The 16,194-nt window shown below is 36.2% G+C and carries 7 protein-coding genes; all 7 read right to left on the reverse strand.

Translation table 11 applies throughout. The features are described from left to right. Nucleotides 1-106: 106 nt before the first annotated feature. Entirely contained in the window at nucleotides 107-1,687 is a 1,581-nt protein-coding gene (locus DMB65_RS19020) for a SusD/RagB family nutrient-binding outer membrane lipoprotein (protein ID WP_110308217.1), read from the reverse strand. A 33-nt stretch (nucleotides 1,688-1,720) separates the two neighbouring features. Then, nucleotides 1,721-5,065, reverse strand: coding sequence for a SusC/RagA family TonB-linked outer membrane protein (locus DMB65_RS19025; protein ID WP_110308218.1), 3,345 nt, complete (start codon nucleotides 5,063-5,065; stop codon nucleotides 1,721-1,723). A gap of 246 nt (nucleotides 5,066-5,311) precedes the next feature. Continuing rightward, nucleotides 5,312-7,972 (reverse strand): glycoside hydrolase family 3 N-terminal domain-containing protein, encoded by a 2,661-nt coding sequence (locus tag DMB65_RS19030; RefSeq protein ID WP_110308219.1) that lies wholly within the window; start codon nucleotides 7,970-7,972, stop codon nucleotides 5,312-5,314. A 13-nt stretch (nucleotides 7,973-7,985) separates the two neighbouring features. After that, a complete protein-coding gene (locus DMB65_RS19035; RefSeq protein WP_110308220.1) occupies nucleotides 7,986-10,229 on the reverse strand; it encodes a GH92 family glycosyl hydrolase in 2,244 nt (747 codons plus the stop codon). A 9-nt stretch (nucleotides 10,230-10,238) separates the two neighbouring features. Beyond that, nucleotides 10,239-11,723 carry an alpha-L-fucosidase gene (locus DMB65_RS19040; RefSeq protein WP_110308221.1) on the reverse strand — a complete coding sequence of 495 codons (1,485 nt, stop codon included), beginning with the start codon at nucleotides 11,721-11,723 and terminating at the stop codon, nucleotides 10,239-10,241. Nucleotides 11,724-11,801: 78 nt separating this feature from the next. Beyond that, a complete protein-coding gene (locus tag DMB65_RS19045; RefSeq protein WP_110308222.1) occupies nucleotides 11,802-13,664 on the reverse strand; it encodes a glycoside hydrolase family 35 protein in 1,863 nt (620 codons plus the stop codon). A gap of 125 nt (nucleotides 13,665-13,789) precedes the next feature. Further along, a complete protein-coding gene (locus tag DMB65_RS19050; protein ID WP_110308223.1) occupies nucleotides 13,790-16,105 on the reverse strand; it encodes a beta-N-acetylhexosaminidase in 2,316 nt (771 codons plus the stop codon). Between the last annotated feature and the right edge of the window lie 89 nt (nucleotides 16,106-16,194).

The following is a 16,194-nucleotide window of genomic DNA, read 5'->3' on the forward strand; positions in this document are numbered from 1 at the left end:
AATTAAACTGGAAGAATCTTTAAAAAACAGAGGTAAGAAATGCATCTTACCTCTGATTAAACCAATAAAAATATACACTTTAATGGTACTTTTTAATTGTTGATTGTTACTTTGTATCCCAGAATATTTTGGTGCTTAAGTTATCACTTGCTTTAACAGCATTATAATTATTGGCATTATAAACACTCTCTGAATTTGGATATGTCCAACGAGTTGGCGGTGTTTTCCTTACAGTACTTGTTTCATCTTCACGAAATGTTAAAACAGGAAGTTTTAATCTTCTTTGTTCAGCCCAGGATTCATCAGGCTGCATAATATTATAATGAATATACTTTTGAAAAGCAATCAACTCCAATTGCTCAGCAGGTGTCGCAACTCCCGCAAAGTTGATGGCAGCAATGTAATCATCAATTTCAGCCGTTGTAGGTTCTGTGGTTGGTTTCCAGGTAAGAACATCTGCTTTATCACCCAACCTTACATAATATTCAATGGATTGTCTGATAGCTTTCTCAAAATGAGTTTGAGCTGTAGTACCATTTCCATTTCTTGAATAGTACTCCGCAAGAATCAGGTTTACTTCAGCAGCATTAATCAATGTTCCTGGTAACCATTTATTTCTACTGATTACAGAACGATTATAGATTGCAATCTTACCATCATTTATTAATTCAGTTTGGTCTGATGAAGCTAACGCTGGATCAAGTCCTACATAAACACCTGACTCAAAACTAGCTGACTCAAACAACCAAGGCTTTCGGGGGTCAAGATTCGTATTCATGTGATCAATCATCGCTTTTGGGGCAAAGTTATTATTAAATCCTGCTGTCTCTAAAGCATCCATAAAACCTGAACTATTCAGTCCTGTATCAGAATTTTGATTATAGACTCTGAATGCAATATTTTCTGAATTTTCATCAACTATTTTTCCTTCAGCAATAATCGCAGCTATTTCGGTATTTGCCCTTGCTGCAAAAGCAGGAACGGCAGAAACTCTGTTCAATAATTTCAAACGCAAAGAATTACAATAATTTCTCCACATTACCAAATCTCCCTTATTGATTAAGTCTTGCTTTTTGAAATCAAGATCTACAGCAGACGACAATGTAATTGTATTCAATTCTGTAGAAAAAACCTTCAATTGATCCAACATCATGGTATAAAGCTCAGTCTGATTATCATACTTCGCCAATGCAAGAACATAATTACCGCCTGTTAAACTGATTTTACCTGCTTCAGAGAAAGGAATATCGCCAAAGTTATCAATCATTTTTGATGTATGATCGAATAAATAAATAGTTGAAGCAATAGTAAAAATCCTGTTATCAGCCTGCTCTGCTGGTGGTAATGAAGCCATCACCTTCTCCAACTCTCTATATTGAGCCATAAATTTATAATATCGATCCCATCTATTTTCAACAGCTGCCCCCGGTACATAACGACCAATGTCATTATAAATTCCATGTCCTTGAGTATAACTTAAAGAAGTTGTTCTTAAAACGGTAAAATAATTCCAATATGCCGGAATTACATCCTCATAATTGATCTTCATGAAACCGGCAAACTGCTTTGGAACAGTTGTTGTTTTCACAGTAGAAGGATCTCTATAAGCATCGCCAAACTCGTCTTGCGAACAAGAGCCAAAGAAAACAGCTATACTTGCCAGTGATATATATAATAATTTTTTCATTTTACTTTTTGTTTAAAATTATGCTTTATCAAATTAAAAAGATGCTCTCATCATTAATCCAAAACTTCTGGTAGATGGAGTCAATCCTGCATTGTTAACGTTTTGTTCCCATCTAGTTCCCGCAACAGTTCCTTCGGCATCCATATCCTTAATTGTTCTATAGATATAGAATAAATTACGTCCAAAAGCTGAAAAACTTAATTTAGTAGCACCAATTTTACTAGCCCAAGCAATTGGCATATTATAAGCCAATGATATTTCTCTCATTTTAATGTAATCGTTTTTCACGATATACAATTCATAACGTGAACTACTGTATTGAGGTCCTCCCCAGTTATAAGTCATGTTATAATAACCTGCCTGAGAGATAATATTAGTATTTTCTTGACCATCTGCTGTCACACCATTCATCAACATACCATCTCGATATAATGTTTGACCAGTGGGGCCACTTGTAGAACTGTTTGAAACCTGAACCCCTTTACCATTACTATCCATATAATAAGTTAAACCTCCACGCTCATTAGTACTATAATTCAAGCTTTTTTCTGTTAGCCCTCTTGCAGTCATCCAATTAATACCTGTTGGCATTAAATAACCTCCGTAAGAATAATCCATATTAACATCCAAAGTAAAATCTTTATAAGTAAAGGAATTCAATATCCCTCCTACTCCTTTAGGTGTGGCAGTTCCATATTTTTCCCATTTATCCCCATCAATCATATAAAATCCATCACCATCAACCATTTTATTTCCACTGGCATCTGTCTTAACTGGATGTGCGTAAATCCCCCCCATTGGCTGACCTACTACTGATTTCAATTGAGCAGCAGACCCATCATAATCAGCGTGTAAATATTCAGTTGCTCCATTAGCTAATTTTTCAATTTTATTATTATTTTTTGCCCAGTTTAAAGTAATATCCCAAGAAAAATAATCTGTCTGTATTGGAGAACCAGTCAATGAGATTTCAATACCCTGATTAGTTAAATCACCTACATTAGCTAAAATAGAAGTCGCTCCTGTAGTTGATGCCAATGTCATGTCTAAAATTTGATCTTTAACTTTTGCACTATAGTATGAAAAATCCAACCCCAGTCTTCTGCCAAAGAATTTAGTTTCGAAACCTATTTCAACCTCATCTTTCATCTCGGGTTTAATACCCTCATTTCCATAAAGCGCATTTGAAGTAGTAATCAGTACCGGAGCAGTTGTTCCCTGATTTCCTAATGTATTTTGATTAAAAGCTACATTAGACTTATAAATTTCAGGATAGTTACCCACAATTCCCCAGGAAGCACGTAATTTTGCATAACTGATTACTTCTGGCAATTTGACCGCTTCAGACAATACAAAAGAGGAGTTGACTGAAGGATATGTAAATGTGTTGTTATCAGGATGCATTGTAGAAGTACGATCCTTTCTTATAGTCCCTTCAAGGAATAGGTAATTTTTATAGCTTCCGTTGATAGTTCCAAATATAGCATCTTTTAAAAGTGTATATCTTTTATTACTACTTGTAGGGCTATTAACCGAGGCATTCAAGTCATACCAACCTTCAACACTTAAACCTCCATCAGTTGACCTAGATAAAGAAAAACCCGTTTCTTTAGTTGCATTATACCCAGCTTGAGCCCCCACCTCAAAATTATCATTGATTTTTTTGTTGTAAATCAACATCATATCTCCGTAAAGAACATTGTAATCATTTGATATCATTGAAAAAGCACCCGGGCCTGTTCCATAAATTAAAGGTCTTTCTACAGGATTTTTGTTTTCAGTATTAATTGAGGTTAAATCAGTAGAAACACGTCCGCGGACTTTCAAATCTTTATAAAGTGTGAGCGTCTCTGTAACACTTGCCATTAAACGATTTGTGATTTCATCACTTGAATTTTCATTCGTATTCCAAAAATAATCTCCAATATCAGATTTGAAACCATTACGGATGATATTTTCACTTGGAGTCAAACTTTGATTTGAATTAGGATTACCTTGAACATATTTATATCCTAAACTGGTCTTGTATTTAGCTTTGTACCAATCACCATTATCAAACGGGCTCATCATACCTGCAAAGTTATTTACCAAACGATCCATAAGAATTGCACGATTATGAATATTTTGATTCATATAACTCACAATTACATCTGTTTTCGAATACTTACCAGCATTAAATGATGCATTTAAATTAAGCGTATTTTTTTTATTCCTATTCCCCATAGTCAACGCTTGTGATTCATTGTGCGTATAAGAAAAACGAATGCTGCTATTATCCTTGTTATTAGAAACTGCAACATTTGTTACTCCGTCCCAAGAATTTTGGAACATATTTTTGTAGCCGTCTTTTTGAGCTGAATAAGGACGAACGACTCCATCCCAAGACATAATAGGCTGACCATCAAACCACATACCAAAATTAGATTGACTTGCACCCGAAACACCTCGTGTCTCATTAATACCATCACCATCAGTATCATAATGGGCAAAACCATCCGGTAGGACAAATCCTGAAGAAGCATAATTATTATTAGAATAGCCTGGTCCTCTTTCATATTGAAATCTGGGCAGGTATGCTATTTTATTCACTGCATAACTAGTACTAAAATCTATGCCTAAGCCTTTCTTCCCTTTACCTGATTTAGATGTAATTAATACCACCCCGTTTACAGCCTCAGAACCATATAATGCAGCAGCAGAAGCTCCCTTAAGGATAGAGATATTCTCAATATCTTCCGGATTAATATCTGCTAATCCATTACTTCTCATACGGGAATCTGTCCAATAGTCGTTATTTTTAGCCTCTCCGTCACGAATTGGCACACCATCAAGAACTATAAGTGGATTCGTTTTACCTTTAATAGAGTTAAGTCCACGAATGGTGATATTAATTACACCATTACCTCCTGGCGAGGAATTAATACGCACCCCTGGTGCTTTACCATACAAAGCATTAGCAATAGTAGGTGAACCTGTTTTAACGAGTTCATCAGATTTAATGACACTGGTAGCATATCCTAAAGCCTTTTTCTCTTTTGATTGTCCAAGTGCAGTAACAACAACTTCTCCTAATTGTTGACTGTCTGGACTTAAAGCTACATTAATAGTAGTTAGTCCTGCAACAGGAACCTCTTTTGTAGCAGAACCAACATACGAAAACATCAAAATTGCGGATTGATTGGGAACCTCAATACTGTATTTACCATCAAAATCGGATGATGTATTAGTTTTAGTTCCTTTAACATTCACATTCACTCCGGGAATTGGCATTCCCTCAGCATCTGTGATTGTTCCTTTTACAGTCGCTGTCTGAGCCTGAAGATTCTGAAAACCAAACAGGAAAAACAAGAACAGTAATTTTAGTACTTTTTGATTCATAGTTTAATTGTTTTTTGAGTTAATAACATGTTAAATTTAAATATCGTTTTGTTAATTAAATCATTATTTCGACAAATGACAATTTTGAAAAGGCGTAGGGGAATTTTTATTTTAAAATCTCTTCTTTAAAAATAAAAAAACTCACTTTTTCAATAATATCAAGTATTTTTTTAAAACAATTATTGATTTTATTAGAGAATAATCCCTTTTTCAATCAAAAACATATAAATCCTGCAATTCTCCATATCAATATGAAACCCTGAAGCTTGTTTTTAGTACATCAGCAGAATTCCCTCCAACCATAACTTCAAAGTCACCTGGCTCGACTACTCTCTTCATATCTCTGTTCCAGACAGATAGTTCGTCAGGAGTCAAGACAAATTCAACTTTTTTTGTTTCACCTTTTTCGATGAATAACCTTTTAAAAGCTTTGAGTGTTTTTCTTGGTGTAGTTACGCTACTGTAAACATCATTGATGTATAACTGTACCACCTCATCTCCTCCATAATTCCCAATATTTTTAACATCTACACTAATTTTCAATGCTCCATCAGGTTTAATTTCATTCGTATTGACAACAAAATTTGAATATTCAAACTTCGTATAACTCAAGCCATATCCGAACGTGTAAAGCGGATTTTCGCTTTCGCTGACATAACGGTGTATTGCAGATGGTTTTTGGTTGTAATATATAGGTAGCTGCCCAACTGATTTAGGAAAGGTAATAGGTAGTCTTCCGCCCGGGTTATAATTTCCAAACAAGACATCGGCCACAGCCTTTCCTCCTGCTTCACCGGGAAACCAGCCTTCGACAATGGCAGGAATATTATCGTTGATCCAGTTTACAGAAAGCGGACGGCCGTTTAACAATACACAAACTACCGGAGTTCCTGTTTTTTGGATGGCTTCGATCAATTCTTGTTGCATTCCGTGTAAATCTAAAGTCGCAACATCTCTGTTTTCTTCAACCAATTCGTTTGATTCTCCTAAAACCACAATCGCAACATCTGCTTTTTTAGCTGCGTCGATTGCCGGTTGCAAATTCACTCTTTCTAAATTCCAACGCAAGTGTGCTCTGGCACCCCAGCCGCCTTCCCACATTTCGATACGGACTTTGTATTTTTTGCCTGCTTCGATATTTTTTGGAGTTGTTACAATACTGGTTGCTCCTTTTGTCCAGTTGTCGATTACCAATTGATCGTCAATCCACATTCTGATTCCGTCATCAGAACTTAAACCTAACCAGCCGTCAAAAGCTTTATCTGATTTAATGTAACCCGTCCAGCGAATAGAAAAATCATCATCTGAAACTCCTGTTCCTGGAGACCAGGGCCAGTCAAACTCCAATTGATTATCGATGCGAGTTAATACTGGAGTTCCTTCTACATTTCTGTTATTGAAATATTCACCTTTCAATCCGTTTTGAGCTTCATCCGGAGTAAATAAATATTTTGACGGAATAACCTGTCCCATTACAATCAAAGGAACTCCTTCTTCATAAAGTACATTTGTATTTTTTCCAACAACTTGTTTTATACCTTCTAAAACTGTTGTTCCTACTTTATTATGAACCGAATATCCTCCTAATCTTGATGCATTTGCGTTTGGTCCAATAACGGCAACATTTTTTATATCTTTATTTAAAGGCAATGTATTGTTTTCATTCTTTAATAAAACCATAGACTTATGTCCTGCTTCCAGGGCAATCTCCTGATTTTCTTTGGTATGAAAACGATCTTTGATTAAGTTACTTGCTGTGTACGGATTTTCAAATAGTCCTAATAAAAATTTCAGGCGCAAAACTCCTCCCGCAGCACGGTCAATATCTTCCATTGTTAGTTTCTTTTCATTCACCAGTTCAATAACCGTTTTTTGCCAGAACTCATTTGTGAAATCATAAAATTGCATATCAACACCAGACTGGATGGCTGTCCTGATGCTTTCTTTTGGAGAATCGGTAACGTAATGAGTGGTCTGAAGGTATTTGATAGCTCCTAAATCTGAAACTACTATTCCTTTAAACCCCCATTCTTTTCTCAAAACATCTGTCAGGAGCCAGTGGTTGGCGGCACAAGGAATTCCGTCTAATTCTGAATACGCGCACATTGTTCCTAAAGCCCCGCCTTTTCTGAATGCTTTTTCAAATGATGGTAAATGGTCTTCTCGTGCCGAACGTTCTCCTACTAAAATTGGGGAAGAATTTCCACCCGCCTGCGGAATACCATGTACAGCAAAGTGCTTTGGCTCTGCAATTATCGATTTGTCTGAAGTTAAATCGTCTCCCTGCATTCCTTTAATGAAAGCCAAACCAATTTCGCTGTTTAAATATGCATCTTCACCAAAAGTTTCTGCAACTCTTCCCCAACGTGGTTCACGGCCAAGATCTAAATTCGGTCCCAGACCAAAATGAACTCCGTGTGCTCTGGCTTCTTTGGCAATAACCTGCCCTACTTTGCCAATCGTTTCTGTGTCCCAGGTTGCGCCAAGACCAATATTCATTGGGAAAGCCGTGCTTCCGTCATCCAGATAACCGTGAAGCATCTCGCACATAATAAGTGCAGGAATTCCCCATCTGTTTCCTTTAATAACATTAGTTTGCAAATCATTGATCATTTTTGCCGAACGCGGGTAAATATCATGAATCGCTCCAATTCCTAAATTTCCAATTTTCAATGCCGATTTTGTCTTCGAGAAATCTTCTTTTTCTTTGAAATATTCTCCTTTGTACATATCCATCTGGCGTACTTTTTCCTCAAGACTCATTCGGCTTAACAAGTCTTTTACTCTGTCTTCAACCGGTGTTTTCGAATCCTGATATGGGTATTTCTTTTGTGCCCCGGCCTGGTTAAAAAAACCTACAGCCATTACAAAAATAATGGCTGTTTTTTTTATTCTTAATTGTAACATAGTTGTGTGTTTTTTATTTTTGAATCACTTTAAGTATTTTTCCGTTCACCAGATCTTCGTGTGAAATGAAATAACTGTTCAGTGCTTTTCCGTCTATTTGTATCGCATTTATTTTACCTTCTTTGTTGCCTTCTTTTTCAATTACAATGCTTTCTTTTTGATAATATTCCGAATCTAATTTGATCGTCACTTTATCAAACATTGGCGTTGTGATTGTATAAACCGGATCTCCCGGAGATATCGGATAAATTCCCATCATAGAATAGACCAGCCAGGCAGACATGGTTCCGGTATCGTCATTTCCTGGTAAACCTTTTGGTTTGTTCTGAAAATATTCCTGAACCAGTTTTTTTACCAATTCCTGACTTTTGTATTCTTCTCCTTTTATATAATTAAATAAATAAGGATACGCAATATCGGGTTCGTTGGCCATATCAAATTGTTTGCTGTCAAATACCTTTTGCAATTGACTGCTGAAAGCTTTTTCACCTCCCATTAATTTAATCAGACCTTTAATATCGTGTGGCATCATAAAAGCATATTGCCAGGCATTTCCTTCGATAAAACCAACATTTTCTTCGAAATTTGCTCCAGAAACCGGATCAAAAGGCTCATACCATTTTCCGTCTGCTGTTCTTGGGCGAAGTAGTTTCAGATTTTTATCGTATAATTTTCTGTAGGATAAGGAGCGGTTTTTAAAACGTTCTGCATCATCCTTTTTTCCTAATGCTTTCGCTAAAAGAGAAATCGAATAATCGGAAGCGTTGTATTCCTGAGTTGTAGAAACCGGTCCTTTATTATCAGTCGTTAAATATCCTTTTTGGATATACTCTTTAAGTCCCGGACGAAGCGGATTATTTTCGATTTGGTCAGCTCCTTTCAACATGGCTTTGTAGGCTTTCTGAACATCAAAATCACGTATTCCCTTTAGATAAGTATCGGCAATTACAATACTTGCCGGATCTCCAACCATTGTAAAAGTCTCTGTCGAATTCAATTCCCATTTTGGCAACCAGCCATTTTCATCATACATTTCCAGCATGCTTTTTACCATATTGGATTGTTGTTTTGGATAAACCAAAGACATCAGCTGATGCAAATTTCTATAGGTATCCCAAAGTGAAAATACGGTGTAACGCGTTCCCTTGGTTTTACCAACTTTACTTCTTTTGATTTCCGGGTATTCTCCGTTAAAATCATTTAACGTATTGGGATGAATCAGCGTGTGGTACAAAGCGGTATAAAAAATAGTTTTATCGTCTTTGGATCCACCTTCAACTAAAATTTTAGAAAGTGCCGCGTTCCATTCGTCATAGGTTTCTTTGTAAACAGCGTCAAAAGATTTGTTTCCGGTTTCTTGTTCTAAGTTTTCGCGTGCGTTGGCAATGCTTACGTATGAAACTCCGATTTTAACTTCAACCGTTTCTTCTTTATCAAATTTATAAGAGAAATACGTTCCGATACTATCACCTACAACCGTTTTGATGGTATTTTCCATCATTCGGGTTTTTCCATTATACGTCATCCATTGCGCTTCGACACCTTCATATTTTGAGGGCTTTTTCCAAACTCCAAATTTATCTGCCGGTTTAGAAAATTTTGCCACAAAGTAAACCGGATACGCCTCTTCGGGACTGTTATAACAAAATGACCCAACACTTCTCATTCCTTCAATTTCAGTTGGCGACACCACTTTTACCATAGCGCCTTCCTCATTGGTTAAGCCTAAACCAAGATTTAATAATAGGTTTGATTCCCCTTTTGGGAAAGTGAATCTGCTTACTCCAACTCGTTTTGAAGCTGTAAATTCTGCTTTGATCTTGTATTTATCAATATTTACGCTGTAATACGCTGCTTTGGCTACTTCTTTAGAATACGTAGAACCGTATTTTAAATGATTGGTTTCTACAGCACCTGTTGTTGGCATTAGTAATATAACCCCTAATTCGGGGCAACCTACTCCACTTAAATTTACCTGACTAAATCCGGTCAGAAAGGTATTTTCATTTACATAAGGATTAGACAACCACTGACTGTCTTTTTCCATCGGTGTGTTTTTAACTCCAGCAACATTAAACGGACTGATACTTGCCATGCCTCTTGGTGCAATTGGCCCCGGAAATGCAGCTCCGTAATTTGAAGTTCCGATAAGAGGATTGACAAAATCTGCCGGTTGCTGTGCAAAAATGGTTATGCTAAAAAACAGCATGTAAAAAATACATGCTGTGTTAAACTTATTTTTAGTATTTAAAACCATAGGTTTGCTTTATCTGTTAATCGCTTCGATTTTTAAAGTCCAGGCTTCTTTTGCAGGCAGATTGTTTCTTAAACTTTCTGGAATAGTTACTGTAAATCCTTTATCAGATTTTACCCATTTCAATGACGTTTTAGAACCTAACATCGTGATTTTTGTTCCTTTTTTAGGACTGATGGATTTTACAGAAACCTCTGCAGGAATTTTATCTTCTCCTTCTTTAGCCAAATAAAATGCAAATACATTACCCGCTTTATTTTGTGTTAAACAAATATTATCTTCTTTAAAAGGCTCTATTGGTTTTGTATTGTAAATTGCTGTGCTGTTTACTTTCATCCAGTCTCCGTAAGCCTGCAATAAATCGTAAGCACCTTTCTGCCATTCTCCTTCCGGGCTTGGAGCAACGTTTAGCAATAAGTTTCCGCCTTTTGCTACAACATCAATCAACATGTGAATACCTTGTCTACCGGTTAAATAGGTAGCATCCGGAGTGTAAGACCACCCACCACCAGATGTAATACAAGATTCCCAGGGATATGGCAGCGTTTTTTCAGGGACTCTGTTTTCCGGCGTTAAATAGTTTTGATTGATCCCATGAACAGCTCTGTCAACTACGATTAAACCTGGTTGTTTCTGGCGCGCTTTTACTACCAATTCATCCATTTTTGGATCCTGATTTACCACTCTGTGTTTGATGAAACCATTTTTAGCTTCGTTTTCGGCAAACTTTTCATCGTAGTTTTCTTTGATATTTTGTTGGTCTCTTTTACGAACCCACCCTCCGTCTAACCATAAAATATCGACTTTACCATAATTGGTAAGGATTTCTAAGATTTGATTGTGTGTAAAATCAACATATTTTTGCCATTTTTCCGGATAAAGAGCCGGATCATAATTTACGTTTCTGTCGAATGGAGGAAAATACGGATCCCAGTAATTTTCGTTATGCCAGTCTGGTTTAGAGAAATAGGCTCCAGTTGAAATATTTTCAGTTCTAAAAGCATTAAAAACTTCTTTAAGAATATCTGCCTTTTCATTTGTACTAAAAGGACACTCTTTGTCAGTTACTTTATAATCAGAATATTTAGTGTCGTACATATTAAAACCGTCATGATGTTTTGTGGTAAAAACCATGTATTTCATTCCAGCGTACTTTGCTGCTTTTGCCCATTTTACAGGATCAAACTTTACAGGATTAAATGTTTTTTTTAAGCCTTCGTAATCTGATACATATTGATTATAATTAGCAGGATTACTTCCTTTTTTTCGTTCACACCATCCGTAATCTTCCGGACAGATTGACCATGATTCTACAATTCCCCATTGGCTGTAAGTTCCCCAGTGCATTAACAAGCCAAATTTTTTGCCCTGCCATTCCTCTAAATTTTTCAACACTGCCGGATCTGTTTCGGGTACATATCTTTCGTCTTCATAGATGGCCTGTGAGAACAATTGTGCCGAAAATAATAAGGCTATGATTGCTATTCTTTTTTTCATTTTCCCTTTATTAATTTTAAATTACTATTTTTTCGTTACTTTTTTAGAATAGATTTGTTGGTACAAAACTGCCGCTTTTTAATTTTCTGGTTTTCTTAATTCTTCTAATATAGGCTCATTCGTAAAAGTGATGTGCGTTTGTGGTTTTTCATTGAGCTGATCATAAATGACAATACTATTTTGACCTGATTTCAACCAACAACCCGGCACGTAAAGCGTTTGTTGTGGTCCCACTTTCCAATATCTTCCAAGATGATGCCCATTGACAAATACAATTCCCTTTCCCCAATCTGTCATATCAAGAAACGTATCAGCTGGTTTGTCTATGGTCACTACAGCTTCATACAAAACAGGTCGTCCAGGCTTAACCGATTCATTTTTAACAACTGGAGCTTCATTCATTGGCATTTTATACATTTCCCATCCACCACTAATTTCATAATCATTTATGAAAATTGGAGAAATAATTCCTTTGGTGTTATGTACTATTTCGGCTCCGTAATTGATACGCCCCATATTTTCGACTAGGATTTCCAAAATACCGTTAAAAGGAATAGAAACAGCCAATTCATATTTATTAAAAACTCTGTTTAATTCCCCAACATTAACTCCATTAACATAAACTACAGCAAAGTCTCTCAATCCTTCAACTTTTAAAGTACCAACGATGGGTTGAGTGAATCGTTTTCGATACAAAACATACCCATTTCCCTGACCCAATTTTTCAAATGTTAAAGGTTGATCACTAACGATCGCCTTTTGTTTTTTAATCCAATTCAAAACATCCATACTGGCTTTTACAGCTTGATCAGGATATTTAACAGATGGTATTTTTTCAGGAATAGGAGCTAATTTTGTTTTGGAGAACTGTTGCATCACTTCGCGGATGGCCATGAATTTTGGTGTTGCCCAACCTGCTTCACTAATGGGGGCATCATAATCATAACTCGTAAGATCTGGCTGAATATGACTTTCTTCATTATAATTAGCACCAGAAGTAAATCCAAAATTAGTACCTCCGTGCACCATGTAATAATTAAAAGATACCCCGGCATCTATATACTTTTTGGTTTGGCTTGCAATCTCATCGCTTCCTATTTTAACAAATGGTTCTGCCCAATGATCCAGCCAACCCGTATAAAACTCTGCAACCATATACGGTCCTTGAGCCTTGTTATACTTATTAACCTGTTTTTTTAAATTATCAAGATTGGTTTCTCCATTTGCTGTTGGCAAAACCCCTTCAACCGCACCACCTTCAAATAACCAAGTCCCATCCGAAGTAAAAAATGATCCCTGAAAACCAGTTTCTTTAAGCAAATTATAAATAGCCGTTTTATACTGTTTATGATCGCTGGCTTTAATATCTGTTCTTTGCGAAACATAAGAACCAAATTCGTTTTCAACCTGAACCATAATAATTGGCCCACCCTGACTAGCAAAAAGTCCTTTAACCTCTGCATACAAATGCTCAAGATAAGTTTTACAAGCCTCCAAAAAGGCTTTGTTGTTTGTACGAATCACTAAATCCGGATTGTTTTGCAACCACCAAGGGTATCCGCCGAATTCCCACTCACCACATGCATATGGACCTGGTCTAAGAATTACAAACAATCCTTCGCTTTTTGCAATACGAATAAACTCTGCCAAATCTTTATTGCCGGTCTCAAAATCCCATACACCTGGCTCTATTTCGTGATAATTCCAAAACACATAAGTAGCCACAGTATTCATACCCATAGCTTTGAGCATTTGTAACCTATGCCTCCAATACTCCCTGGGAATACGTTCGTAGTGCATTTCTCCAGAATGTATTTTTATAACTTTACCATCCTGACGAAATTCTCCATCAGAAATAGAAAATCCTTTGGTTTGTGCCCTATTAAAAAACGGCATCAAGCAAATCAATAATATCCCGAGCTTACATAGTATTTTATTCATTTTTTTTATTCCAGATTTTATGTTTTATAGTAAGAACTAGTTTAAAAGTTCAAATATCTTATACATTTAATAATTTATATTTTTTAATTTCTTAGAAGACATTTAAACACTAACAAATATTAAAGTCAATTTATTAGAATTTCATCAAAAAACATAAAAGAACTCTCTCCTTTCGGAGTTTTCTTCAGGTTACTGGCAATTACTTTTACGTAACGGGCATTCTGTTTTTGGAAATTGATTTTAAAATCTTTTAATTCCGGAATCGGGTTTACAGCATACGGACGGATTATTTTTCCAACCTGAACATATTTAAACCCGTCATTGGACACAAGCACTTTCACCTCAATAGGAAAATTAACTCCGGCTCCCTGACTTTCCAGTGCGCCAAGACTTACCTGTTCAATACTTTCCTCTTTTTCAAGGTCAATTACAAGCTCCATATCGTTTACCAGCCATGCCTGCCATTGTCCATCGTGAAAGTTTTTAGAACCTCTGATTGTATTTACCATTGTGTTGGCATCACCTTTATAACTCTGATTGTAAGGTGTTAAATATTTTACTTTGTGCGCAACGGCTTTGTGGAAAATAATCGTATCGGTAAAGGTTTTTCCGATTGGTTTATCATTTTGAAATAAAGAAGCTTTTAAAATTGTAGTCTCTTTAAACGTAATCGGGCTTACATATTTTACAGCATGATGATTTAGATCTTTATCACCTAATACATATCGAATATCCGGGTTTGGAAATTCATTCTTTAATTCAACTTTTACCTGTTTATTTCCTAAATCTGCCGTTGAAGAAGCAGTAACCAAATAAGCACTTTTTGCGTAATTGATTCCCAGATAATCATAGCGTCCTAATAATGAAGTTAATCTTACTGTAAAATCATTCCAGTTGCGCAATTCATTCGGGCTCCACAATGTTTCTGACAACGCAGCTAATCTTGGGAATAGCATGTATTCTGAATCTTTTGGTTCTGTAATGTATTCTGCCCATAAATTACCTTGCCCGCCCAGAACGTGAGCCGCTTGTGTAGGTGTCATTCCTGAAGCAGCATCAAACTCATAAACTTTATTTAACGGATTATAAGCATCAAAAGCCAAAGGTTCTTCGTTTTGAGGCCCTTGATAAAAGTTCAGGTAACAAGGCGTTTCAGGCGTCATGATGACATCGTGGCCTTTTTCTGCTGCTTCAATACCAATCTTCTCACCACGCCAGCTCATAATTGTTGCAGATGCATTGGCACCGCCTTCCAGAATTTCATCCCAGCCGATTATTTTTTTTCCTTTTGAGTTAACGTACTTTTCAATTCGCTTAATGAAATAACTTTGTAGTTCACCAACATTTTTTAAGTTTTCGTCTTTGATTCTTTTCTGGCAATGCGGACATTTTGCCCAATTGGTTTTTGTCGCTTCATCACCTCCAATATGAATGTATTTTGAAGGGAAAATAGTCATCACTTCATTTAAAACATTTTGAAGAAACTCAAATGTAGATTCCTTTCCTGCACAATAAATATCGGTAATTGGCCAAACACCGCCAGACGGAACCCCGATACGCTGATCAAAACAAGCCAGTTCTGGATACGATGCAATGGCACTGCTTACGTGAGCCGGCATTTCGATTTCAGGAATTACTTCAATATTTTTTGTGGCTGCGTATTTTACGATTTCTTTTAATTCTTCCTGTGTAAAAAATCCGCCGTACGTTCCTTTTTCATCCGGATTGTTTGTTAATCTGGCATTCCAGCTTGTATTTTCCTGATCTACTCTCCAGGCACCCACTTCGGTTAATTTTGGATATTTTTTAATTTCGATTCTCCAGCCCTGATCGTCAACCAGATGCAAGTGCAAAACATTCATTTTGTGCATTGCTAAACGATCAATTGTTGCCAGAATATAGTTTTTATCAAAGAAATGACGTGATACATCGAGCATTAAACCTCTCCATTTAAAGCGCGGTTCATCAGTTATGGTAACACTTGGGATTTCCCACTTTGCAGAAGTAACCGGATATTTGCTTTCTATTGCATCAGGAAGTAACTGTCTGATGCTTTCTAAACCATATAAAAAACCTGCGTTTCCTTTAGCAGAAATAATTATGCTGTTCGGATTTACATCTAAAATATATGCTTCATTTTTTAAGTTTGGATCAGTTTTAAACTGAATAAAATTCGTCGTTGGATTTTTTGTCACAATCTCCGGACGAAATGCAGCGGCAAGTTCAAATTTGTTTGCCAAAGTCATTACAGCTTCTTTTTGAAAATCGCTGTTGGCAACAAACTTAGTGTCTTTTGTAAATTCAAATATTCCCGACCGAATCAATAATTGATTTGGTTTAGGAATAATCTGAATGTCATTTTCTTTATATATTTTTTGACTGTAACCAGAACTTAAAACAGTTAGGAGAATTACAACAAGGAATGATTTTAATACCCTCATAATAAATTATTTTATATATGGTATAATTTTAAATTGATATTGATAGTTTTTTTGTCTCTTAGCAAATATTTTTCCATTGTCCATGCCTG

The sequence above is a fragment of the Flavobacterium cheongpyeongense genome (genome assembly GCF_003202435.1).
Classification (GTDB): Bacteria; Bacteroidota; Bacteroidia; order Flavobacteriales; family Flavobacteriaceae; genus Flavobacterium; species Flavobacterium cheongpyeongense.